General features: G+C 55.6%; 19 protein-coding genes. 14 read left to right on the forward strand and 5 right to left on the reverse strand.

Annotated elements, in window-relative coordinates; all coding sequences use genetic code 11:
• Nucleotides 1-17 precede the first annotated feature (17 nt).
• Nucleotides 18-686 carry a haloacid dehalogenase type II gene (locus tag FHW66_RS15330; RefSeq protein ID WP_183380690.1) on the reverse strand — a complete coding sequence of 223 codons (669 nt, stop codon included), beginning with the start codon at nucleotides 684-686 and terminating at the stop codon, nucleotides 18-20.
• Nucleotides 687-1,084: 398 nt separating this feature from the next.
• Nucleotides 1,085-2,563, reverse strand: coding sequence for an aldehyde dehydrogenase (locus tag FHW66_RS15335; RefSeq protein ID WP_183380811.1), 1,479 nt, complete (start codon nucleotides 2,561-2,563; stop codon nucleotides 1,085-1,087).
• Nucleotides 2,564-2,801: 238 nt separating this feature from the next.
• On the opposite strand from FHW66_RS15335, the gene FHW66_RS15340 reads away from it, so the two are divergent.
• The 11 genes from FHW66_RS15340 to FHW66_RS15390 all read left to right on the forward strand — a co-directional run bounded on the left by FHW66_RS15340 (nucleotide 2,802) and on the right by FHW66_RS15390 (nucleotide 17,107).
• Nucleotides 2,802-3,716, forward strand: a complete 915-nt coding sequence (locus tag FHW66_RS15340; protein ID WP_183380691.1) for a GNAT family N-acetyltransferase — start codon at nucleotides 2,802-2,804, stop codon at nucleotides 3,714-3,716.
• 71 nt (nucleotides 3,717-3,787) lie between these two features.
• On the forward strand, nucleotides 3,788-4,714 hold the full coding sequence (locus FHW66_RS15345) for a glyoxylate/hydroxypyruvate reductase A (RefSeq protein ID WP_183380692.1): 927 nt from the start codon (nucleotides 3,788-3,790) through the stop codon (nucleotides 4,712-4,714).
• Nucleotides 4,715-4,881: 167 nt separating this feature from the next.
• Entirely contained in the window at nucleotides 4,882-6,312 is a 1,431-nt protein-coding gene (locus FHW66_RS15350) for an aspartate aminotransferase family protein (RefSeq protein WP_183380693.1), read from the forward strand.
• 103 nt (nucleotides 6,313-6,415) lie between these two features.
• Nucleotides 6,416-6,916, forward strand: a complete 501-nt coding sequence (locus FHW66_RS15355; protein WP_183380694.1) for an Lrp/AsnC family transcriptional regulator — start codon at nucleotides 6,416-6,418, stop codon at nucleotides 6,914-6,916.
• Between the two features lie 160 nt (nucleotides 6,917-7,076).
• A complete protein-coding gene (locus tag FHW66_RS15360; RefSeq protein ID WP_183380695.1) occupies nucleotides 7,077-8,162 on the forward strand; it encodes a tartrate dehydrogenase in 1,086 nt (361 codons plus the stop codon).
• A gap of 45 nt (nucleotides 8,163-8,207) precedes the next feature.
• Nucleotides 8,208-9,689, forward strand: coding sequence for an NAD-dependent succinate-semialdehyde dehydrogenase (locus FHW66_RS15365; RefSeq protein WP_183380696.1), 1,482 nt, complete (start codon nucleotides 8,208-8,210; stop codon nucleotides 9,687-9,689).
• A 40-nt stretch (nucleotides 9,690-9,729) separates the two neighbouring features.
• Nucleotides 9,730-10,128, forward strand: coding sequence for a cupin domain-containing protein (locus FHW66_RS15370; RefSeq protein ID WP_183380697.1), 399 nt, complete (start codon nucleotides 9,730-9,732; stop codon nucleotides 10,126-10,128).
• A gap of 199 nt (nucleotides 10,129-10,327) precedes the next feature.
• Entirely contained in the window at nucleotides 10,328-10,972 is a 645-nt protein-coding gene (locus FHW66_RS15375; RefSeq protein ID WP_183380698.1) for an FMN-binding negative transcriptional regulator, read from the forward strand.
• A gap of 331 nt (nucleotides 10,973-11,303) precedes the next feature.
• Nucleotides 11,304-12,524 (forward strand): efflux RND transporter periplasmic adaptor subunit, encoded by a 1,221-nt coding sequence (locus FHW66_RS15380; protein ID WP_183380699.1) that lies wholly within the window; start codon nucleotides 11,304-11,306, stop codon nucleotides 12,522-12,524.
• A gap of 19 nt (nucleotides 12,525-12,543) precedes the next feature.
• Nucleotides 12,544-15,684, forward strand: coding sequence for an efflux RND transporter permease subunit (locus FHW66_RS15385; protein WP_183380700.1), 3,141 nt, complete (start codon nucleotides 12,544-12,546; stop codon nucleotides 15,682-15,684).
• A 1-nt stretch (nucleotide 15,685) separates the two neighbouring features.
• On the forward strand, nucleotides 15,686-17,107 hold the full coding sequence (locus tag FHW66_RS15390) for an efflux transporter outer membrane subunit (protein ID WP_183380701.1): 1,422 nt from the start codon (nucleotides 15,686-15,688) through the stop codon (nucleotides 17,105-17,107).
• A gap of 83 nt (nucleotides 17,108-17,190) precedes the next feature.
• On the opposite strand, the gene FHW66_RS15395 is transcribed toward FHW66_RS15390, so the two are convergent.
• The gene (locus FHW66_RS15395; RefSeq protein ID WP_183380702.1) at nucleotides 17,191-17,811 is read right to left on the reverse strand and encodes a TetR/AcrR family transcriptional regulator; all 621 of its coding nucleotides are present in this window, start codon (nucleotides 17,809-17,811) and stop codon (nucleotides 17,191-17,193) included.
• 181 nt (nucleotides 17,812-17,992) lie between these two features.
• Between FHW66_RS15395 and FHW66_RS15400 the strand changes: the two genes are divergently transcribed.
• The gene (locus FHW66_RS15400; RefSeq protein WP_183380703.1) at nucleotides 17,993-18,670 is read left to right on the forward strand and encodes a TetR family transcriptional regulator; all 678 of its coding nucleotides are present in this window, start codon (nucleotides 17,993-17,995) and stop codon (nucleotides 18,668-18,670) included.
• A gap of 161 nt (nucleotides 18,671-18,831) precedes the next feature.
• Nucleotides 18,832-19,533 carry a VacJ family lipoprotein gene (locus FHW66_RS15405; RefSeq protein WP_183380704.1) on the forward strand — a complete coding sequence of 234 codons (702 nt, stop codon included), beginning with the start codon at nucleotides 18,832-18,834 and terminating at the stop codon, nucleotides 19,531-19,533.
• A gap of 80 nt (nucleotides 19,534-19,613) precedes the next feature.
• Here the strand turns inward: FHW66_RS15405 and FHW66_RS15410 are convergent, their stop codons facing one another.
• Together FHW66_RS15410 and FHW66_RS15415 are read right to left on the reverse strand one after the other, a co-directional pair.
• Nucleotides 19,614-20,663 carry an NAD(P)-dependent alcohol dehydrogenase gene (locus FHW66_RS15410; RefSeq protein WP_183380705.1) on the reverse strand — a complete coding sequence of 350 codons (1,050 nt, stop codon included), beginning with the start codon at nucleotides 20,661-20,663 and terminating at the stop codon, nucleotides 19,614-19,616.
• A gap of 153 nt (nucleotides 20,664-20,816) precedes the next feature.
• Entirely contained in the window at nucleotides 20,817-21,665 is an 849-nt protein-coding gene (locus FHW66_RS15415) for an AraC family transcriptional regulator (RefSeq protein ID WP_183380706.1), read from the reverse strand.
• A gap of 103 nt (nucleotides 21,666-21,768) precedes the next feature.
• Between FHW66_RS15415 and FHW66_RS15420 the strand changes: the two genes are divergently transcribed.
• Entirely contained in the window at nucleotides 21,769-22,287 is a 519-nt protein-coding gene (locus FHW66_RS15420; protein WP_183380707.1) for a carboxymuconolactone decarboxylase family protein, read from the forward strand.
• Nucleotides 22,288-22,380 lie beyond the last annotated feature (93 nt).

Genomic DNA, 22,380 nt, shown 5'->3' on the forward strand with positions numbered 1-22,380 from the left:
GCAGTCTGAGTGCGCACTTACAGACCAACGATGCCGGGCAGGCCGCTCAGGTCGGTGATTTCTGTATAGCCGTAATGCGGGGTCGATGGCTCATGACCACGGGCCACGAAGACCTTGTTCTTGATCCCCATATCGGATGCTGGCATCAGGTCGTAGCGCAGACTGGAAGACACATGCAGCACATCTTCAGGATTGCAGTTCAGATTGTCGAGCATGTATTCAAAAGCGCGCAGGCGTGGCTTGTAGGCTTGTGCCTGTTGTGCCGTGAAGACCTTGTGGAAAGGCGCACCCAGCTTTTCGACGTTATGCATGATCTGATCGTCAGACGCATTCGAGAAAATCACCAGCGGAAATTCCTTGGCAACCTTGGCTAATGGCGCAGGCACATCGGCATGCGGACCCCAGGTTGGGACTGCTTGATAGAAGCTACCGACTTCTTCTTCAGTGGTCTTGATGTTCCAGCGTGCGCAGGTGCGACGGATGGCATTGGCCACCACATCCTTGTAGGGCTTCCATTGATCCAACACTTCATCCAGACGGTAGGCTGCGAACTGCCGGAGGAAAAACGGCATGTCCGCCTCGGAGACGCGATCGGCATAAATCACGCGGGCCGTATCCGACATCTGAAAGCGTGTCAGTGTGCCGTAGCAGTCGAAGGTGATGAACTTAGGCTTGAATGTGCTCATTGCTAATATTCCTATCAAAAGTGAACCGGTGATTAATGCCACCTGAGACCTGCTATCTTGCCGATCAGGCATGGTGACATCAGGTGACTGGGTTACTGCAAACATTGGTACTACTGAAATCGTTACTGCTGACCTTGTTAGTGCTGCGTTTGTTAGTACTGAATTTATGACGACGCAATGACATGTCCTGAGATGGATTACAACATACAGATACGCGCTATTTATTCCGTTTTGGCGGCATCGTGAAACAGAAACATGTGTTTTAGACGGTGCAATCAGCATAGCTTGCCGAGCGGTGCAGCATTGTGCAGAACAGCTGCCTCTATGCTGATTTTTCACCAAGTTAGTGCGCTAACTGCACCATCATTCACAGTGCCGCCTGTGTTGTTTGTACTGGTTCAGGAGGAAAAATCTACCAGCACGCTCTTGATGCGCAGGTTGGCTTCAAATGCCTGTCGTCCCAGGTCCTTGCCCATGCCAGAGCGCTTGTAGCCGCCTGTCGGGATGATGAAATCATTGCTACGGCCATAACGGTTTATCCAGACAGTGCCCGCTTCCAGCGTGCGTGCCATACGCAGCGCGCGATTCAGATCGCTGGTATGCACGCCGGCTGCCAGACCGTATTCGGGATGACTTGCCAGCGCCAGTGCTTCGGTTTCATCGTCAAAGCTTTGTACGGTCAACACCGGGCCGAAAATTTCTGCCTGTACCGCTTCATTGTGATGGTCCACCTGACTCAGAATGGTCGGCAGATAATGAGCCGCGCTCTCTGCTGCATGCCGACCACCGCTGATGAGCTGGGCACCGGCAGCAACGCTACGGGTAACAATATCGGCAATGCGTGCACTTTGCTTGGTAGAGATGATCGGTGCCAGCGTCGTCGCCTGCGACCAGGTTGCGCCCGGCCGCAGCCCTTCCATATGGCGTTGTATGCCCGCGATGAGTTGATCGGCCACGCTGCGCTGCACAATCAGGCGTGAGCCGGCGACACAGACCTGACCAGCATTGCCGGTAATGGCGGCGGCAATGGTACGGGCAGTTTTATCGAGGTCTGGTGCATCGGAAAAGACCAGCTGCGGGCTCTTGCCGCCCAGCTCCAGCGTGACAGGTTTAGTCCCGCTGTCGGCACAGGCCCGCATGATGGCGGCACCGGTGGCGGTGGAGCCGGTAAACGTGACTTTTGAAATTTTCGGGTGACGGCATAAGCTATCGCCCGTGATACGACCATCGCCTTGGATCACGTTGAAGATCCCTGCCGGGACGCCTGCCTGAATGGCCAGTTCAGCCAGTCGCAAGACGCTGAATGGGGTCAGTTCAGAGGGCTTTAGCACCACCGCATTACCTGCAGCCAAAGCTGGGGCGATTTTCCATGACGCCATCACCAGCGGGAAATTCCAGGGCGCGATCGCACCGATGACTCCATACGGTTCGGTCAGCAGCATGCCCAGATGATCAATGCGTGTGGCGGCAACTTCACCGCCATGCTTGTCGGCCAGTTCCGCGAAGAAGCGAATACCTTCGGCAGTAAACGGGACATCCCATTGCGTGGCATCCTTGATCGGACGGGTCGAGCCGACTGCTTCCAGTGGTGCCAGTGTCGCCACATCTGCATCAATCAGATCGGCCCAGCGGCGCATGATCCGGGCGCGATCCCGTGGCGCCTGCGTGGCCCAGTTACTGGTGGTAAAGGCATGCCAAGCATTTTCCACGGCATGATCCACAAGTGCTTCGTCTGCCAATGGCAAGCCTGCATAAACCTGACCATCAGACGGACGCAATACATCAAGATGATTGGTCTTGGCGGCACAATCAACGTAACTGCCGCCAATGAAGTGGGCACTCCTGACGGCGACCTGCTGGGGAGAGAAATCGAGCATGGGTTTACCTGCAAAATAGGGGAAGAAGGCGACCAAAGTCGCGAACGTCGTGCTGATGGCAGGACATTCGCCAGCCATTCATGCTAATGCTGGTACCGCATTATTTTGTGCCGAGACATGCGCCAAGATCGCCATAAGATTGCGAATTACGCCCTGCGAAGGCGGTATTGTGCGGGTCAAAAACGGGCATCATGCATGTTGACCAGAATTCAGGAATCGCTTCCTACAAGGAATGTCTATGCAAAACCAAGTCACACTCTCCGCCGAACAGAACCCGCAATTTACTTTGCGCACCATGCACCCAGATGATCTGGAAGCCTGTCACCGACTGTCGCTAGCCTGCAAATGGCCGCACCGGCTGGCGGACTGGCAGTTTATTGCGCCTTTGGGGCAAGGTCTGGTCATCGATGGCGGCAACAGTGGCCATGCTGCGGGAGCATCGGTGGTAGATGGCCCCGTGATTGCTGGCAGCGGTCTGATCTGGCCGTATGGTGATACCCATGCATCGCTGGGGATGATCATTGTGATGTCAACGTTGCAAGGGCTTGGGCTCGGGCGCAAGCTGATGACCCGGTTATTAGAGCAGGCTGGTAACCGCAGCGTGCTGCTCAATGCCACTGCTGCCGGTCAGCCACTGTATGAAAAGCTCGGTTTTCAGGCGACCGGGAAATTACATCAGCATCAGGGCAGTATCGTGCAGGCGCCATTCGTGCCGTTGCCCACCGGCCTGCGTATGCGGCCACTCGGGGTCAATGACACCGCCCGTCTGCAAGCGCTGGACCGGCGTGCTAGTGGTCTCGACCGTGGGCATGTCATTGCCGCCCTCAGTGAAGTGGCCGAGGGCGTTGCACTCGACAGCGACGGCGAGATGCTCGGCTTTGCACTGGTACGTCGCTTCGGCCACGGTCATGCCATCGGACCGGTCGTTGCCCCGAGTGCCGAACATGCCAAGGCATTAATCAGTTACTGGCTGCATCGTTATGCCGGCTCTTTCACCCGGATTGATGTGACCGAGGAGAGTGAATTAAGTCCATGGCTGAGTGAGATTGGCCTGACCCGCGTCGATACGGTCGTATCCATGTGCAAGGGCAGCTTGCCACAAACCGACCCTGCGATCCGGCTGTTCTCAGTCATCAATCAGGCGCTGGGTTAATAGAGGCGGAGTAGGGCATAAGCAATAAGTAGGGCGTCTGGATCAGAGCGACTTCACCATCAGGAACATGTATGAGCTTTTTGTATAAGGCTGATCCCGTCAGGGGCGCCGAGTGGGCCCAGTTATTTGCTGCCAAGGCACCCGATATTCCTTTCTACTGCTGGCCCGATACTGGTGATCGCAATGCAGTGCGCTATCTGGCGGCATGGTTGCCGCCGGCAGATATCACCAGCGAGTTTCCTCATCTGGAGATCGTTTTTTCGGTCGGCGCTGGTATCGACCAGTTCGATTTTTCGTCACTGCCCACCCATCTGCCGGTGGTGCGCATGGTGGAGCCTGGCATCGCCGCAGGCATGGTGGAATATGTGACCCATGCTGTACTCGGCATCCACCGTCAAAGCCGCCTGTATGCGCGTCAGCAACAAGCACACGTCTGGCAGGCGCATCGTGTCAGGCCAGCCAGTGACACGCGTGTTGGTGTGCTTGGTCTGGGTATGCTGGGTCGTGCGGTCTTGCAGCAACTGGCTGGGATGGGATTTTCCTGCGCGGGCTGGAGCCGCTCGGCACATTCTCTCGAGGGCGTCACCTGTTATAGCGGTGATGACGGTCTGTCCGCTTTTCTCGCACGTAGCGATATCCTGATCTGTCTGTTGCCGCTGACGGCAGAGACCCGTGGCATCCTCAATCAGGCGGTATTTGCACAGTTACCCGCAGGTGCCAGTGTCATCAATGTTGGTCGCGGTGGACATCTGGTCGAAGCAGATCTGCTGGCAGCGTTAGAAAGCGGCCATCTGGCAGGAGCCGTACTGGATGTGTGCGAACACGAACCGCTGAGCGCACAGCATCCATTCTGGTCACATCCAGAGATCGTCATCACGCCGCATATCGCCAGCATGACTCAGCCCGCCGGTGCTGTTGATCTGGTACTGGAGAATATTCGTCGGCATCAGGCCGGCTTGCCACTGTTGGGTCTGGTAGATCGCACACGTGGTTATTAGTGATATCGCGTTGCGCTGAGCAGGCATCGGGCGGCACCGCATAAAATGTCGTGGCGTGACTGAAAAAACCTATTAGTGTCGTTTTGACGTGCCCAACTTGCGACGAACCGGGCACGGGGTGGCCGTAACATAAAGCCATCCTTTACCGCTCCGTGAGGTTCATCGCCATGCCAACTATTTCTGCACTTCCCGTCGCTGCACAGACCCACAATGATCTCGGCGCTTTGACCGAGATGGATCGTCAACATCTGATCCATCCGGTTGCCAGCTTTCGCGGCCATGAAAAGAGAGGCGTCACCATTCTGCAATCCGGTCAGGGTGCCTATCTGACTGATTATCAGGGCAAGCAATTGCTGGATGCCTTTTCGGGACTGTGGTGTGTCAATACAGGCTATGGTCAGGAGAGTATCGTCCAGGTGGCGGCAGAACAGATGCGTCAGCTACCTTATGCCACCGGCTATTTTCACTTTGGCTCGGAGCCGGCCATCCGTCTGGCACAAAAGCTGGTGGAGATAACGCCGGCTTCGTTGCAGCATGTCTATTTCACGCTGGGTGGATCAGATGCGGTGGATGCGGCCATTCGCTACATTACGCACTATTACAATTCACTGGGTAAACCGCACAAGAAACACTTCATCTCACTGGAGCGCGGTTACCACGGTTCGTCTTCCGTTGGTGCCGGGTTGACTGCGCTGCCTAACTTTCATCTGAACTTCGACGTACCGCTGCCGCATCAGCACTACATTGCTTCACCCTATCCCTATCGTAGCGCAACGCACAATACACCTGACAGTGATGCAGCCGTCATTCAGGCATCGTTAGAGGCGTTGCGCAGCAAGGTGGCAGCGCTGGGTGCCGATCAGGTGGCAGCATTCTTCTGTGAACCAATTCAGGGTTCGGGTGGCGTGATTGTGCCCCCGGTGGGCTGGCTTAAAGCCATGCAGGAGCTCTGTAACGAACTCGATATCCTGTTTGTCGTCGACGAGGTCATTACCGGTTTTGGTCGCACCGGCCCCATGTTTGCCTGCCTGGCTGAAGATGTGCAACCCGATCTGATGACCATGGCCAAGGGACTGACCGCCGGCTATGCGCCAATGGGCGCAGTGATGATGTCGCAGCATGTCTACGACACCATTGCCGACGGCAATGCGATCGAAGCAGTAGTCGGTCATGGTCAGACCTATTCGGCCCATCCGGTCAGCGCTGCCATCGCACTGGAGGTGTTACGCCTGTATGAAGAAGGCGGCCTGCTGGCCAATGGTCAGGCACTGGCACCACGCTTTGCGCAAGGCTTGCAGGATCTGCTTGCGCATCCGCTGGTCGGCGATGCCCGCAGCCGCGGCTTGCTGGGCGCGCTCGAACTGGTGGCCAACAAACAGACCAAGGCGCATTTCCCGGCGGCGTTGAAACTGCATGAACGTATTGCGGCTGCAGCCTATCGCCACGGCCTGATCTTCCGTGCATTTGGCGACAATATTCTTGGGTTCGCGCCGGCACTGTGCTACACCAGCGTTGAGTTCGATCTACTCTTCAGCAGGCTGCGCACGATCCTTGATGAAGTTGCTGCCCAGCCCGAGGTCCGTGCCGCACTGGCCTGAATGATGCACACAGGCATGTTTTCTTCCGCGCCACACGCAAGCATAAAAAGCTTGCGTGATATCATCATTGCAAGACAAAAAAGGCCTCACCCTGGAGCAGACCATGATCGGAAACAACGCTCTCAAACTAGATCGGATCGATCTGCGTATTCTTTGCCATTTGCAGCAAAACAGCCGTATCACCAATGTCGTACTGGCCGATGCCGTCGGCCTGTCACCCAGCCCTTGCCTGATTCGCGTCAAGCGTCTGGAAAAGGCGGGATATATCAGTGGCTACGGTGCCCACATCCAGCTGGAAAAGCTCAGCAACGTACAGATGGTGTTTACCGAGGTGACGCTATCGGATCATCGACGCGAGGATTTTGCCAAGTTCGAAGCCGGTATTCGCAGTGTCGACGAAATTGTCGAATGTCATCTGGTCAGTGGTGGCTACGATTATCTACTCAAGTTCGTTACGCAAAGCGTGGTGCATTACCAAAGCATCATCGAGAACCTGCTGGAGCAGCACCTTGGTATCGAAAAATATTTCAGCTACATCGTGATCAAGTCACCGTTCATCAAGAATCACTACCCGCTGGAAAAATTCCTGAACGCACAAACCTGATCTGGCGACCGCTGCATCCGCAGCGGGTCAACAATTCCCGGCTCTATCCGCAACACCTCCCACGGTTCACCGTTCTGCTGCGCATGCGGCGCGACAGTGTACGTCCGTCGTATTTCCCTTATTCCGCATTTTCTTATGTCAGTTTCCTCCTGAGAACATCATGAAAACAACCTACAACATTGCCGTACTCCCCGGTGACGGTATCGGCAAGGAAGTCATGCCTGAAGGCCTGCGCGTAGTGCAGGCCGCCGCCCAACGTTTTGGCATTGATCTGCATCTGCACCACTTCGACTGGGCCAGCTGTGACTACTACGCCAGCACTGGCCAGATGATGCCTGATGACTGGAAGGCCCAGCTGTCAAGCATGGATGCGATCTACTTTGGCGCGGTTGGCTGGCCCGATATCGTGCCTGACCATATTTCACTGTGGGGCTCATTGTTGAAGTTCCGGCGCGAGTTTGATCAGTACATCAACCTGCGCCCGGCATTAACCTTTGAGGGTGTACGCAGCCCGCTGGCTGGACGTGGTCCCGGTGATATTGACATGATGATCGTGCGCGAAAATACCGAAGGTGAATATTCCTCCGTCGGCGGCATTATGTATCAGGACACGCCGCAGGAAGTTGTCATGCAGCAGGCGGTTTTTTCACGCCGGGGCAGTGACCGGGTCCTCAAATTTGCCTTTGAACTGGCACGCTCGCGCCATCGCAAGCACGTCACGGTGGCAACCAAGAGCAATGGCATTTCCATCTCCATGCCTTGGTGGGATAGCCGCGCCGCAGCAATGGCGGCACAGTATCCCGATATTTCCTGGGACAAGCAGCACATCGATATTCTCTGCGCCCGCTTCGTACTGCAACCACAACGCTTTGACGTGGTCGTCGCCTCTAATCTGTTCGGCGACATCCTCTCCGATCTGGGACCAGCCTGTACCGGCACCATTGGTCTGGCACCATCGGCCAACCTGAATCCGGAGCGCAATTTCCCGTCGCTGTTCGAGCCGGTGCATGGCTCGGCACCCGATATCTATGGCAAGAACATTGCCAATCCGGTCGCTATGATCTGGTCTGGCGCGATGATGCTGGACTTCCTCACCGGTAGTGAAGGTGCTGGCCGTCAAGCCCATGACGCCATCGTTGCCGCCATCAAGGCCGTGCTCATCAGCGGTCCGCATACGGCTGATCTCGGTGGGTCTGCCTCCACCACCGAGCTGGGGCAGGCGATCGCCGCCCACGTCGCAGCCTGAACCCCGTGATCACCCATTCATTTTAACGACTTCACAGGAAACGCTATGCCCGATACGCTTACCAGTCAGCCGCTGCTGCGCACCCAGCATTTTATTGCAGGCAGTTGGCGTGATGCCAGCGATGGCGCATCTTTCACCGTTATCAATCCTGCCGATGGCTTAAGCATCGCCGCCGTCAGCGATGGCAACGCCAGCGATGCCGCAGCAGCAGTTGATGCTGCAGCGGCCGCCTTGCCCGCCTGGCAGGCCCGGCCTGCGCGCGAACGGGCTAGTCTGCTCAAACGCTGGCACGCGTTAATCATGGCCCACATTGATGAACTCGCCTTGCTGATCTCGACCGAACAGGGCAAGCCACTGGCCGAAGCGCGTGGCGAGGTGGGCTATGGCGCCTCCTATGTGGAATGGTTTGCCGAAGAAGCTGTGCGCACCTATGGCGACATCATTCCCGAGCAGGTGCCGGGCAAGCACATGAGTGCTGTTTATGAAGGCGTCGGCGTAGTTGCCGCCATCACACCGTGGAATTTTCCACTGGCGATGATTGCACGCAAGATCGCACCGGCACTGGCCGCCGGTTGTACGGTTGTGGCCAAGCCAGCCGAAGATACACCGCTCACCGCATTAGCATTGGCGTATCTGGGCGAACAGGCAGGATTTCCGGCAGGGGTACTCAATCTTGTGAGCGCCTCGCGGGACAATACGCCGCGTGTGGTGGATGTCTGGCTGACCGATTCCCGGGTACGCAAAATCACCTTCACTGGCTCCACACCGGTCGGCAAGCATCTGGCGCGCGGCTCGGCTGACACCCTCAAGAAGCTGTCGCTGGAGCTGGGTGGCAATGCGCCTTTTATCGTATTTGACGATGCTGATCTCGACGCCGCCGTTGAGGGGCTGATGAAAGCCAAGTTTCGCAACGGGGGGCAGACCTGCGTGTCGCCTAACCGGGTATATGTGCAAGAGACCATTTACGAACGCTTTGCGGCCAAGCTGGTTGCGCGCGTAGCAGCCTTGAAGCTCGGCCCCGCACAAGCCGACGGCGTGCAGATCGGCCCCATGATCAATGCCCGTGCCGTAGAAAAAATCAGCCGCCATGTTGACGATGCAATCAGCAAGGGTGCCAAGCTCTTGTTGGGTGGTGAGCGCGTGCGTACTGCGCTGGCAGACGGGCCTTTTTACTATGCACCCACCATTCTGGGCGATGCCCATCGCGACATGCAGCTCTTTGCCGAAGAAACCTTTGGCCCGGTCGTACCGCTGTTTCGCTTTGGCACTGAAGAACAGGCGATCCAGATGGCTAACGATACCCCGTTCGGTCTCGCTGCTTACTTCTACGCGAATACACCAGCACGTATCTGGCGTGTCTCGCGTGCCTTGCAGACCGGTATTGTCGGCATCAACGAAGGTGCACTCGCCAGTGAAGCGGCCCCCTTTGGGGGTGTCAAGGAATCCGGCTATGGCCGTGAAGGTTCCCGTCACGGCCTCGAAGACTATATGCACATCAAGTATCTGTGTCAGGGCGGACTGGCCTGAGCCTTGGTTTGAGCTGCGACCTGACAATGAACCCTTAACCATGACAGACAAAATCAACATGACTCAAGCGACCGTATTACACTTTGCCGAGATCAAGCCGACGATCACCACCCGTCAACCCGACCCTGAAATGCGCATCGAAGGCGCACCTGAGCGGGAAACACAAAGCCGCTTTCTGGCGCCTGCCTTTGGCCTCAGTTCAGGCACCTGGAGTGCAGGCGTTGGCGCCTACCGGATCGCCATGCCAGACTCCAAGCACGAGTTTTTTCATATTCTCACAGGCAAGGTCGCGATCAGCTGCGATGAGACCGGTGCCGTAAAGCACTTCGGGCCAGGTGATACCGGCATCATTCAACCCGGTTTCAAAGGTATATTCCGAATTGTTGAAGATGCCAGCAAACTGTATGTGGTGACAGACCGCAATATGGAAGCCGACTAATCGTTGCCTGCCACCTGGTCCGGCAAGAGGTAGGCGGGGTTGTTATTGATTCAGCATGGTGTTTGCCGATGTGCGCAGCGCCATGTTGGACCACCAAAATTGATCGAAATTGGATCTATGCGCGGCATCTCTGTGTCGATAAAGTAAGGTATATACCGGGTGCTACATGACCCTTTTACTTTTATCAGGAGTCAGTCAGATGTACGTGCCAGCCCATTTCAATGAATCCCGCCCCGAGGTGTTGCAGGAGTTCATCAAGACCTATCCGTTTGGCATGCTGGTCACTAACGGTCAAAGTGGTCTGGATGCCAATCACATTCCTTTCGAGTTGCTCGAGGGGGGGGAACTGGGCAAGCTCACGGCGCATGTGGCACGTGCCAATCCAGTCTGGCAGGACGTCAAGAATGGCGATGAAGTACTGGTGGTGTTCCGTGCCGCTGACGCGTATATCTCACCGACCTGGTATCCCAGCAAGCACGAGACCCACAAACAGGTGCCGACCTGGAACTACATGGTCACGCATGCCTACGGCAAGATATCGATTCATGACGATGAGCGCTATGTCCGCGGCGTGGTCGCCCGCCTCACACGCACGCATGAGGCGGCCATGCCCAAGCCTTGGAAGATCGGCGACAGTCCGGCTGATTACATCGACACTTTGCTCAAGGCTATCGTCGGTATCGAGATTGATATCACCCGTCTGGTCGGCAAGAACAAGCTGAGCCAGAACAAGGAATTGCGTGACGTGCGTAGTGTCGGTGAGATACTCACTGCACGCGGTTCCACGATTCTTGGCGAGGCAGCTTTGCGTGCTGCCGATGACAAGGAAAACAGTCAGTCCTGACAGCATATCCCACCCGATGAACAAACGGCCCGTCATCACGGGCCGTTTTGCATTGGACCAAACCGACTGTTGACGGCTTGGCATCTTCCCTCATCGCTTCCTCAATCTCCTGATCTTGCTCCTGCTATTGCTGGTTGTTCTTCCGTTTGCCTGTCTTCTGGTCACAGCCTGTTTCTTTACATGGCTGTACAAATTGGTCGTTTTTCCCCGGCATTTTTTGATACCGACATGAATTTGGTTGACAGCGATCTTTTTTCTATTAATATACCGTACCGTACAGTATTAATATAAATTGTCGCGTCATCCTTCCGGGTCAATAAAGGAGTTGTTCATGTCGTCACCGAAAAAAATCATCATTGCCATGGCAACTGCGGCTGCCGTTGCTTCGTTGCTGGGAGCCTGCAGCAAGCCTGCTGGAATGGGGCCGCCACCGGCACAGGGCACGCCCGTCGTGAGTGTGCTGACCTTGCAGGAGCAAAGCGTGGCGTTGACCAGCGAATTGCCAGCCCGCGTGAATGCGGTCTTGTCTGCCGATGTGCGCCCACAAATCACTGGTCTGGTCCGTTCCCGCAACTTTGTTGAGGGTAGTGATGTCAAGGCTGGCAGCCTGCTCTACGAAATTGATCCCGCGACTTATCGTGCTACTTACAACAACGCCAAGGCCACGCTGGATAAGGCGGTGGCGAGCTTGCATACGGCACGCCTGAAAGCGGAGCGCTATCAGGAACTGGTCAAGATTCAGGCCGTTAGCGTGCAGGACAATGACGATATCCAGGCCACCTTGCAGCAAGATGTGGCTGATGTCGAAGCCGCACAGGCCTCATTGGATTCAGCCAAGATCAACCTCGATTTCACCCGCATCACCGCACCAATCAGTGGTCGTATCGGGAAATCTTCGGTAACCCCCGGAGCATTGGTGACAGCCGATCAGACCACCGCGCTGGCCAATGTCCAGCAACTGGACCCGATCTATGTCGATCTGACCCAGTCCAGCAATGTCTTGTTGCGCCTGCAGCGTGAGCTGGAGGAGGGCAAGTTGAGCAGCAAGTCGCATGGTGGCGCCACCGTCAGTCTGGTGTTTGATGACGGTAGCCGCTACCCGGTGATCGGTATTTTGCAATTCTCGGATGTCACGGTGGATCAGAATACCGGCACCGTCAATCTGCGCGCCAAGTTCGACAACCCCAAGCATCAGTTATTGCCCGGTATGTTTGTGCGTGCCGTCGTTGAAGAAGGTACCAAGGAGCATGCATTGCTGGTGCCGCAGCCTGCGGTCAGTCGCGATGGTGCCGGCAAGCCTGTGGCCTATGTCGTCAATGCGAATAACAAGGTTGAGCAACGCCACCTGGTGACTGATCGTGCCATTGGCGATCAGTGGCTTGTCAGTAGTGGTTTGCAGGCGGGCGACCGCGTGGTGGTCGAAGGCCTCCAGAAAATCCGTCCGGGTGTAGAGGTCAAGACGCTGCCCTATACATCTGTTAGTAGCACTGGTACCGGCTCACTCGCGTCTACCGACGCAAGTGCTGGTGACTCCGCGAAAAAAGTGCCTTAATTTTTGACGGAGAAAACTCATGGCCCGCTTTTTTATTGATCGTCCCATCTTTGCATGGGTGATCGCCATTATCGTGATGCTGGCAGGTATCGTCGCGATTAAAACGTTGCCGATTGCGCAATATCCGACCATTGCACAACCGACGATTGCCATTTCGGCCAACTATCCTGGCGCTTCCGCCAAGACGCTGGAAGATACCGTGACCCAGATCATCGAACAAAAGATGAAGGGTCTGGACCGGCTTAGCTATATGTCCTCGACCAGCGATTCGTCGGGCGCGGTCACCATTACGCTGACCTTCGAGAACGGCACCGATCCGGATACCGCGCAGGTACAGGTGCAAAACAAGCTGTCTCTGGCGACACCTTTGTTGCCGCAGGAAGTACAGAATCAGGGGGTACAGGTCACCAAGTCATCAAACAACTTCCTGGTTGTGGTTGCCTTTGTTTCTACTGATGGCAGCATGAGCGATGCAGATCTCTCCGACTATGTGGGCGGGAATATCCAGGACCAGCTTAGCCGCGTGAGCGGTGTCGGTGATACGACGCTGTTTGGTGCGCAGTATTCGATGCGGATCTGGCTGGATCCGAACAAACTGACCAAGTACAAGTTCACGCCGCTGGATATTTCTACTGCCGTGAGCGCACAAAATGCACAGATTTCAGCTGGTCAGCTGGGTGCTTTGCCAGCCGCACCGAATCAGCAGATCAATGCCACCATTACTGCGCAGACCCGTTTACGGACAGCTGAACAGTTTGGCGATATCGTGCTGCGTACACAAACCGATGGCTCTACCGTCAAGCTCAAGGATGTCGCGCGTATCGAGCTGGGTAGTGAGTCCTATAACTCATTGTCGCGCTATAACGGCAAACCGGCTGCTGGTCTGGCGATCAAGCTGGCCACCGGTGCCAATGCGCTCGATACGGTCAAGGCAATCAATGCCAAGCTCGATGAGTTGAGCAAGTTTTATCCACAGGGAATGAAGGCAGAAGTGCCGTATGACACCACACCATTTGTACGGTTGTCGATCGAGGACGTGATCAAGACCCTGGTCGAGGCAGTGGTACTGGTGTTTCTGGTCATGTATCTGTTCCTGCAAAACTTCCGCGCAACGCTGATCCCGACTATTGCAGTGCCGGTCGTGTTGCTGGGTACGTTTGGTGTGTTGTATGCCTTCGGCTATTCGATGAATACGCTCACCATGTTTGCGATGGTGCTCGCCATTGGCCTACTGGTGGATGACGCCATTGTGGTGGTGGAAAACGTCGAGCGGGTCATGAGTGAGGAGGGCTTGTCACCGGTCGAAGCTACCCGCAAGTCGATGGGGCAGATTACCGGAGCGCTGGTGGGCGTTGCGCTGGTGCTCGCGGCGGTATTTGTACCGATGGCATTCTTCGGCGGTTCTGTCGGCGTGATCTATCGTCAGTTCTCGATCACCATCGTCTCGGCCATGGCTCTGTCGGTGCTCACGGCAATGATTCTGACGCCCGCACTGTGCGCCACTTTGCTCAAGCCGGTATCCAAGGATCACCAGATCCGCACAGGATTTTTCGGCTGGTTTAACCGCAATTTTGATCGCGGCAATGTTGGCTATCAGGGCGCCGTTGGTCATATTCTCGGGCGCAGCAAGCGTTATATGCTGATCTACGCCGTGCTGGCGGCGCTGGTGGTGATGGTCTACATGAAAATTCCTGGTGGCTTCCTGCCGGATGAAGATCAAGGGATTGTCTATGCCATGGTGCAGCTGCCACCAGGTGCGACGCAAAACCGCACACTGAAGGTACTGGAGCAGGTAGAGAATCATTTTTTGGTCGATCAGAAGGATGCCGTTTCTTCTATCTTTACGGTGAGTGGATTCAGCTTTGCGGGTAATGGCCAGAACATGGGGATTGCCTTCGTCAAACTACGTCCATGGGATGAACGCAAGACGCCCGAGCTGCAATCGACTGGTGTGATCGCCAAGGCTGGTCAGGCATTTGCCAAGATCCGTGACGCCAATGTGTTTGCCTTTGCGCCACCGGCGGTGTCGGAACTGGGGAACGCCAGCGGCTTTGATATGGAGTTGGTCGACAACGCTAATCTGGGTCACGATGCCTTGATGAAAGCGCGTAATCAGCTGCTGGGCCTGGCCATGAAAGAGCCCGGACTGGTTGCCGTGCGGCCCAATGGACAGGACGACTCGCCACAGTTCCAGCTCGATATTGATCAGGCCAAAGCGACCGCGTTGGGCTTGTCGTTGAGTGATATCAATCAGACGTTTTCGATTGCCTGGGGTAGCTCCTACGTCAATGACTTCATCGACAAGGGCCGCGTCAAGAAGGTCTATCTGCAGGCGGATGCCCCATTCCGCATGTTGCCCAGCGATATCGACAAATGGTACGTGAGCAACAGTGCTGGAACCATGGTCCCGTTCTCGACGTTCGCCAAGGCCTACTGGACCAGTGGTTCACCGCGTCTGGAGCGCTATAACGGATTACCGTCGGTCGAAATTCTGGGCATGGACATGCCCGGCAAGTCGTCCAGTGGTGAAGCACTGGCGACCATGGAGCGACTCGCTGCGACCCTGCCACCGGGCATTGGCTATGAGTGGACCGGTATTTCAAAGCAGGAAAAGCAGGCCGGTTCCCAAGCGATGATGCTCTATGCCGTGTCGATCCTGATTGTCTTCCTCTGTCTGGCGGCACTCTATGAAAGCTGGAGCATTCCCGTTTCGGTATTGCTGGTGGTGCCATTGGGTGTACTGGGAACGCTGGCTGGAGCCGTGCTGACCTGGAAGATGAATGACGTCTATTTCCAGGTTGGCTTGCTGACCACGGTGGGGTTGTCGGCCAAGAACGCGATCCTGATCATCGAGTTTGCCAAGGAGTTATATGCCCACGGTAAATCAGCAAGCGAAGCAGCAATTGAAGCGGCCCGTTTGCGTTTGCGGCCGATTCTGATGACGTCGCTGGCCTTTACGCTGGGCGTATTACCGATGGTGATTGGTACAGGTGCCGGTTCCGGTGCACAGCATGCACTGGGCACGGCAGTCATTGGCGGGATGATTTCTGCCACCGTGCTGGCGATCTTTTTTGTGCCGCTGTTTTTCGTGGTGGTCATGCGTTTGACCGCGCGACCACGTCAGGCAGCCATCGCGCATCCATCTATCGAGGGCGAATAATATGAACACATTACGCATACGGATCATGGCGCTTGCCATCGTGGCGACATTGGGCGGTTGCACGCTCATGCCGGAATATGAAAGGCCGGCAGCGCCGGTGCCAACCAGCTATCCCGATGCTGGTACGCGATCGCAGCCGGGGCAGGCACTGGCTGACATTAGCTGGCGTACCTTCTTCAACGATGAGCATCTGCGGCAGGTAATTGCCATGGCGCTGGAGAATAATCGCGATCTACGCGTGGCGATTCTGAATATCGAAAAGTCGCGCGCGCAGTATCGGATTCAGGAGTCCTCGCTGTTTCCGACGATCAAGGCCAGTACCAGTGAATCAGCCTCGCGCACGCCTGCCGATCTGTCATCGACCGGGAAGGCACTTACTTCTCGTCAATACAGCGCAACGGTGGGATTCAGCAGCTATGAACTGGATGTCTTTGGCCGTGTACGCAGTCTGACCGCAGAGGCGCAGCAAACCTTTCTGTCGACGGTGGAGGCACGTCGTAGTACCCATATCAGCCTGGTTGCCGAAGTCGCCAATGATTATCTGACCTTAGCCTCCGACCGCGCTTTGCTAAAACTGGCACAGGAGACGCTGAGCAGCCAGAATGCTACCTATGCACGTACTGAACGCAACTATCAGTTGGGCAACGCATCGCTGCTGACGCTGCGGCAGACGCAGCAAAGTGTGGAGAGCGCCAAGGTCGATGTTGAGAAATACACCAGCCAGGTGGCGCAGGATATCAATGCCCTGAATCTGGCGGTGGGTGCCAATGTACCGGAAGCACTGCTGCCGCAAGCATTACCTGCAGCGCTTGGTGTACCGATGGACCTGCCAGAAGGTCTGCCGTCGGATCTGCTGCTCAAACGTCCTGATGTGCTGGAGGCTGAATACACGCTCAAGGCTGCCAATGCTGATATCGGTGCTGCACGTGCAGCGTTTTTCCCCAGCATCAGTCTGACCGCTTCAGGAGGTGCGGGTAGCAGTCAGTTGAGCCGCCTGTTCAATGCCGGGCAGGGTAGCTGGAGTTTCACACCGCAGATTTCCCTGCCACTATTCGATGGCGGCTACAACGCTGCAAATCTGAAAGTTTCCAAACTCACCCGTGACATCGACGTCGCGCAATACGAGAAAACGGTACAAACCGCCTTCCGTGAGGTCGCCGACGCGCTGGCACAGCGCAGCACACTGGGACGGCAGCTGCAAGCACAACAGGCACTGGTGGACGCATCCGCACAAAGTCTGGCGCTGACCGAGGCGCGCTTCAAGCACGGTATCGACAGCTATCTGGATGTGCTGACATCGCAACGTTCACTGTATGCGGCGCAGCAGTCGCTGATCAGCACGCAGTTGTCGCGTATTTCCAATCAGGTCACCTTGTACAAGGTACTTGGTGGCGGTTGGGAAGAGCCTGATTCTGCCAAGTGAACGGTCATCAACGGATGGTGAGCCCTGCGGTGTGTCTGCATATCTGGACATGCCTGCAGGGCTAAGTACTGGTTGGATTTGACTTACTTTGCTTCAGTCTTGGTGGCACCATACGCCGCAAAGAACGTGTTCAAGGCACGGCTGACAGCAAGTTTGATCTGGGCTTTGGACAGTGATTTTTCGACGCCGAGCAAGAGGGGATGAATCGTCTCGCACTCCAGCAATGCACACAGTTGAATGGCGACGAGCTGCGGATCGGCCTTCCTTAATTTACCCGATGCCATTTGCTTTTCGAAGATGCCTGCCAGTCGCAGCATGCCTTGCTTTGGCCCTAATTCATAGAAGCGTTGGCCAATGTCGGTGCGACCAGATTCTGCAATGATGGCGCGACGCGCCTGCATAGAGCTTGGCGAACAAAGATACTCAAAGGCTTTCTCTCCAAAGGTCTGCAAGGTCTTTTGCAGATCGTCGACTTCTTTATTCAGGGCAACGAAGGCAGGCTCAAACTGGCTGTTCGCTTCTTCATGGACAACCGCCACAAACAATTCTTCCTTGGAGCTGAAATAACCGTATAGCGTGCCTTTGGAACCGCCGACACGACGCGCAATTTCGGTCATCGACGCCCCATCGAAGCCTGATTCCAGAAAGACCTCGGACGCAGCCGCAAGGATTGCTTCGCGCTTGGCTTCTGTCTTGACGCGCATGGTTATGTCTCCTTATTTGTACGAAGGCGCTGAGTATTGCTTGACTTGCTTATGTTGTCAATTAATAATACCGTACAGTATGGTTTGATTAAAGCTGGTATCCAATATCGTTGTGCTGACAATATAAGTAATCAGAGGTAGTTACGATGACAGCCGTTGACGCCATAGTTAAGGAGCGGCAATGAATTTACGGTCTGAGCGCACGCGCGCGACCCTGCTTGATGCAGCCCTGAATGCGTTTGCCCAGCGTGGAATAAGAGCCACCACGCTGGAAGATATTGCGCTGGCCGCCAAAGTCACCCGGGGAGCCGTGTACTGGCACTTTGCAGACAAACTGGCGATCGTGAGGGAAGTATTCAATGACATGGTGTGGCCATTTGATGTGGGTAGCGATATCGAATTGTTCCGACGCTCCGGTAATCCATTACACACGCTACGCGATGTGCTTTGGTTGCGGCTGAAAAATTGCCTCGATGATACCGCACAGCGCAACATGATCGAATTGCTGATCAAGAGTCGTGGCGCGCCTGATCTGCCAGACGATGTAAGTCAAAGGTTGGAGCAGCTAACAACACAATCAATACAGAGTCTGACGGCGGTACTCAATATTAGTTATATGCGCCACGGACTGCGGCGGGGATTAACTCCCGTTGATGTTGCAACAGGTATTCATGCAACCGGGCTAGGCGTATTGGCTGAAAACACCAGCCAACTTGTACGGAAGCTTTCACCTACGTTTTTTCTCCCTTTGGAACTTGTGCTCTTGGGTGCCAGTGCAGACCCACGCAAGGAGCGAACCTTGTTCCCGATGCGCGTTGCTGGTCAGCTCAATCTGAAGCAAAAGGAGTTGTCGAGATGATTCTTGATAAATTGATGGCAGCCAAAAAATTTGCCGCAACATTGATCATCCTGCTCGCACTAGGAATGACTGTTTTTATCTTCCTGCTGGCGCTTTCGGATCCACTTTAGTTTCCGTTGCATCGTCATCGGATACATCGTTCCTCAAAAGGATAAAGCAATATGAACCAGATAAAGCAGCTCGCAGCTGCGGCACTGATCGTTACCGTGACTGGCTGTGCCAGCTCCGGCACCCCTGGCAACCCAGGCGATCCGCTGGAGGGGTACAACCGCATGATGTTCAAGATCAATGATAAGGTCGATACGGTCGCGTTCCAGCCTTTAGCCAAAGGCTATCAAACTGTTACACCAGGTTTTGTACAAACCGGTATTGGTAACTTCTTCGGCAATCTTGGTGATTTATGGTCTGCCGTCAACCAACTGTTACAGGGACGTGGTGAAGCTGGCTTCACCAGCTTGACGCGAGTCGCCTTCAACACCACGTTTGGTCTGGGTGGTGTACTCGACATTGCCACCGAAGCGCACCTTACCAAACAAAAATCTGATTTCGGTCAAACCTTGGGTGTATGGGGTGTCGGCGCTGGGCCCTATGTGGTGATGCCGTTGCTGGGTTCATCCACGCTGCGTGATGTCGCCGGTACGCCAATCGACCTGTATGGTGATCCGTGGCACTACAAGTACCCGGTGGATGTGCGTAATATTGGTACGGTGGTGCGGCTGGTGGATCGGCGTGCGCAATTACTCAGTGCAAGCAATTTGCTGGAGGATGCGTCGCTGGATAAATACGTCTTCGTGCGTGATGCCTATCTGGAAAGCCGTCAGGCACAGATTGATGCGGCCAGGGCGCGCGGCGAACATCAATAGCGGTGTGGCCCTGTACTCAATGTATACACACGGGGCAATGGCTGTGCCTTCCCCCGCGTGTTCACATGGATAAACTAAACTTAGCCACTCAAGGTTGCGTTATCGATGACGAATCGATATTTAATATCGCCCTTGAGCATGCGCTCATAGGCAGCGTTGATCTCGTCAGCGCGAATTAACTCGATGTCGGCAACGATGCCGTGCTCGGCGCAGAAATCCAGCATCTCTTGCGTCTCGGGAATGCCACCGATCATTGAGCCCGCGATGGAACGACGCTTCATGATCTGGTTGAACACATTTGGTGAAGGGTGTGGTGTTGCCGGTGCGCCGACCAGTGTCATCGTGCCATCTCGCTTGAGCAATACCAGGATGTCATCGAGACGATGCGGTGCTGCGACGGTGTTGACGATCAGATCAAAACTCTTGGCATGCGCCGCCATTTCATCGGCATTGCGCGAGACCACGACTTCATCCGCACCGAGTGACAGTGCATCGATACGTTTGGACTCCGACGTCGTGAAGGCCACCACATGTGCGCCCATTGCCCGCGCGAGCTTGATCCCCATGTGACCGAGACCGCCGATACCGACGATCCCTACTTTTTTACCCGGACCAGCATGCCAATGGCGCAGCGGCGAGTAAGTGGTGATACCAGCGCAGAGCAATGGTGCGACGGCTGCAAGATCTTGCGCGGGATGGCGAATACGCAGTACATAGCGTTCGTGGACCACGATCTGCTCCGAGTAGCCACCCATCGTCCAGCCCGGTGCATCCGGCGTCGGGAAGTTGTAGGTGCCGATCATGCCATCGCAATAGTTCTCCAGTCCTTCGTCACAGTCTGCACAGTGCTTGCAGCTATCGACCAGACAACCAACACCGACCAGATCGCCGACCTTGAAGCTGGACACATGGTTGCCCACAGCGGCGACACGACCGACGATTTCGTGGCCCGGCACGCAAGGAAACTGCGTGCCTTCCCATTCTGCACGGACCTGATGCAGATCCGAATGGCAGATGCCACAGTAGGCAATGTCAATCTGGACATCGTGCGCACCCGGCGCACGGCGTTGAATTTGTAGCGGTTCGAGCGGTTTGTCTCCGGCGTGAGCACCGTAAGCATGAACTAACATGAGATCTCCTTGAGCAAGCAGGCAGGTAAGGGAAGGTGAGGAAAGGCAGCGCGTGCGGGCATGCCGAACGCGATTGCGACGATCTTGATTGTCGCGATACGTACGCTGCATGGATAGGTGCATTTCACTCCTATTCTTGCCTAAAACTCCGAATCAGAAACGTGCGGCATCTTTGCGTTGCTGACTCAGCCAGCTTGCAGGAGAGCTTCCCAGACGTTGCCGAAATACCCGCGTGAGTGCCGAGGCGCTTTCATAACCGACGGCATTGGCAACCAGCTTGATGGCTTGCCCAGCAAGCAATTGCTGTTGTGCCAGCATGAGTCGCCAGCGCGTCAGGTAGTCGAGCGGTGTGAATCCGATGATGGCGCGAAAGTGCGCCGCGAACCGCGCACGTGACATGCCTGCCTCCTGTGCCATGCTGTCGATAGTCCATGCTGCAGCAGGTTCTGCATGGAGTGCTTCCAGTGTCAGTACCAGACGGGGATCTGCCAACCCGGCCAGCAATCCGCTGTCAGTTTTTCCCTGCTGGATCAAATGGCGCAGGATCTGGATCACCAGTAATTCACACAGCCGGTTCAAGACTGCCACGCGGCCCTCTGCCGGCTCAAAGGCTTCCGCAAATAACCAGTTCAGCAGCGGCCGCGCGTGAACCAGTTCATCCACCGACAAGACCAACAGTTCTGGCATTGCCTGTGCAATCGGATTGTTACTGCCTCCCTGAAAATGCAATGAAGCACAGGTGAGCTCGGCCTTGTCCTCCTCGGTCACCTCAAAGCGGTGTTCGCTGGAGCGCGCAAAGCACAGCAGGCTAGGCGCATGCACCTGCATTGTCTTGCCCTCTTTCAGATGCACCCGTAACCGGCCTGCGCGCAGAAGATGGAGGTGCCCACCCGTGTCGCCATCAATACCAAAATCAACGATGCCGCACAGATTGCCATTGTGAAAGACACCCGCTTGCAGATTGAAGCGGGTGAACAAGTTAGAGAGAGGATCCGTTTGCATTGAGACGATTGGTATATTTATTAAGATTAATTGCATCCAATACGATCAACTATAGGCGCAATATCGGTCCTGTGCAATCCCGCACGCCTCACTGGAGAAGACCATGCCCCGTATTTCTGCACTCACCATCGAACAAGCCGCCCCCACCGCACAGACCTTGCTGCAAGCCACCAAGACCAAGTTGGGGATGTTGCCAAATTTGTTCAGCACCTTGGCGCACTCGCCGGCAGCGCTATCTGGTTACCTGCAATTGGGAGACGCATTGCGTCACGGCGCCCTCACTGCAACCCAGCGCGAAACCATCTCTCTGGCGGCAGCACAATTCAATGGTTGCGGCTATTGCCTGTCGGCGCATACCTTGATGGGCAAGGGCGCAGGCTTAAGTCCTCAGGCGATTGCCGATGCACGTCAGGGTGTGGTTGACCCGGTGGCGATATTGACCCGTCAGGTACTGCAGTCACAAGGCAACATCAGCGATGCAGAACTGGCAGCAGCCCGTGCTGCTGGTCTGGATGACGCACGGATCGTGGAAGTCGTCAGTGCAGTGGCACTCAACGTGTTGACCAATTACTTCAATAATCTGGCGGCGACCGAGATTGATTTTCCGCGCGTTGAGCTGTAAAACGCATTTGCACTCCCCTCTGAAGCGGTAGCGTTACCGCGAGGGGAGTGTGGCAAATGACGTTGCAGAAAATTCATTCTGCGTGCGCTGAAA

The organism is Herbaspirillum sp. Sphag64, assembly GCF_014192645.1.
In the GTDB taxonomy this organism is placed as follows: Bacteria; Pseudomonadota; Gammaproteobacteria; order Burkholderiales; family Burkholderiaceae_D; genus Herbaspirillum.

Bases quoted from the DNA above. Each gene is read 5' to 3' on its own strand.
- FHW66_RS15330 (WP_183380690.1), bottom strand. From the start codon at position 686: ATGAGCACATTCAAGCCTAAGTTCATCACCTTCGACTGCTACGGCACA.
- FHW66_RS15335 (WP_183380811.1), bottom strand. From the start codon at position 2,563: ATGCTCGATTTCTCTCCCCAGCAGGTCGCCGTCAGGAGTGCCCACTTC.
- FHW66_RS15340 (WP_183380691.1), top strand. From the start codon at position 2,802: ATGCAAAACCAAGTCACACTCTCCGCCGAACAGAACCCGCAATTTACT.
- FHW66_RS15345 (WP_183380692.1), top strand. From the start codon at position 3,788: ATGAGCTTTTTGTATAAGGCTGATCCCGTCAGGGGCGCCGAGTGGGCC.
- FHW66_RS15350 (WP_183380693.1), top strand. From the start codon at position 4,882: ATGCCAACTATTTCTGCACTTCCCGTCGCTGCACAGACCCACAATGAT.
- FHW66_RS15355 (WP_183380694.1), top strand. From the start codon at position 6,416: ATGATCGGAAACAACGCTCTCAAACTAGATCGGATCGATCTGCGTATT.
- FHW66_RS15360 (WP_183380695.1), top strand. From the start codon at position 7,077: ATGAAAACAACCTACAACATTGCCGTACTCCCCGGTGACGGTATCGGC.
- FHW66_RS15365 (WP_183380696.1), top strand. From the start codon at position 8,208: ATGCCCGATACGCTTACCAGTCAGCCGCTGCTGCGCACCCAGCATTTT.
- FHW66_RS15370 (WP_183380697.1), top strand. From the start codon at position 9,730: ATGACAGACAAAATCAACATGACTCAAGCGACCGTATTACACTTTGCC.
- FHW66_RS15375 (WP_183380698.1), top strand. From the start codon at position 10,328: ATGTACGTGCCAGCCCATTTCAATGAATCCCGCCCCGAGGTGTTGCAG.
- FHW66_RS15380 (WP_183380699.1), top strand. From the start codon at position 11,304: ATGTCGTCACCGAAAAAAATCATCATTGCCATGGCAACTGCGGCTGCC.
- FHW66_RS15385 (WP_183380700.1), top strand. From the start codon at position 12,544: ATGGCCCGCTTTTTTATTGATCGTCCCATCTTTGCATGGGTGATCGCC.
- FHW66_RS15390 (WP_183380701.1), top strand. From the start codon at position 15,686: ATGAACACATTACGCATACGGATCATGGCGCTTGCCATCGTGGCGACA.
- FHW66_RS15395 (WP_183380702.1), bottom strand. From the start codon at position 17,811: ATGCGCGTCAAGACAGAAGCCAAGCGCGAAGCAATCCTTGCGGCTGCG.
- FHW66_RS15400 (WP_183380703.1), top strand. From the start codon at position 17,993: ATGAATTTACGGTCTGAGCGCACGCGCGCGACCCTGCTTGATGCAGCC.
- FHW66_RS15405 (WP_183380704.1), top strand. From the start codon at position 18,832: ATGAACCAGATAAAGCAGCTCGCAGCTGCGGCACTGATCGTTACCGTG.
- FHW66_RS15410 (WP_183380705.1), bottom strand. From the start codon at position 20,663: ATGTTAGTTCATGCTTACGGTGCTCACGCCGGAGACAAACCGCTCGAA.
- FHW66_RS15415 (WP_183380706.1), bottom strand. From the start codon at position 21,665: ATGCAAACGGATCCTCTCTCTAACTTGTTCACCCGCTTCAATCTGCAA.
- FHW66_RS15420 (WP_183380707.1), top strand. From the start codon at position 21,769: ATGCCCCGTATTTCTGCACTCACCATCGAACAAGCCGCCCCCACCGCA.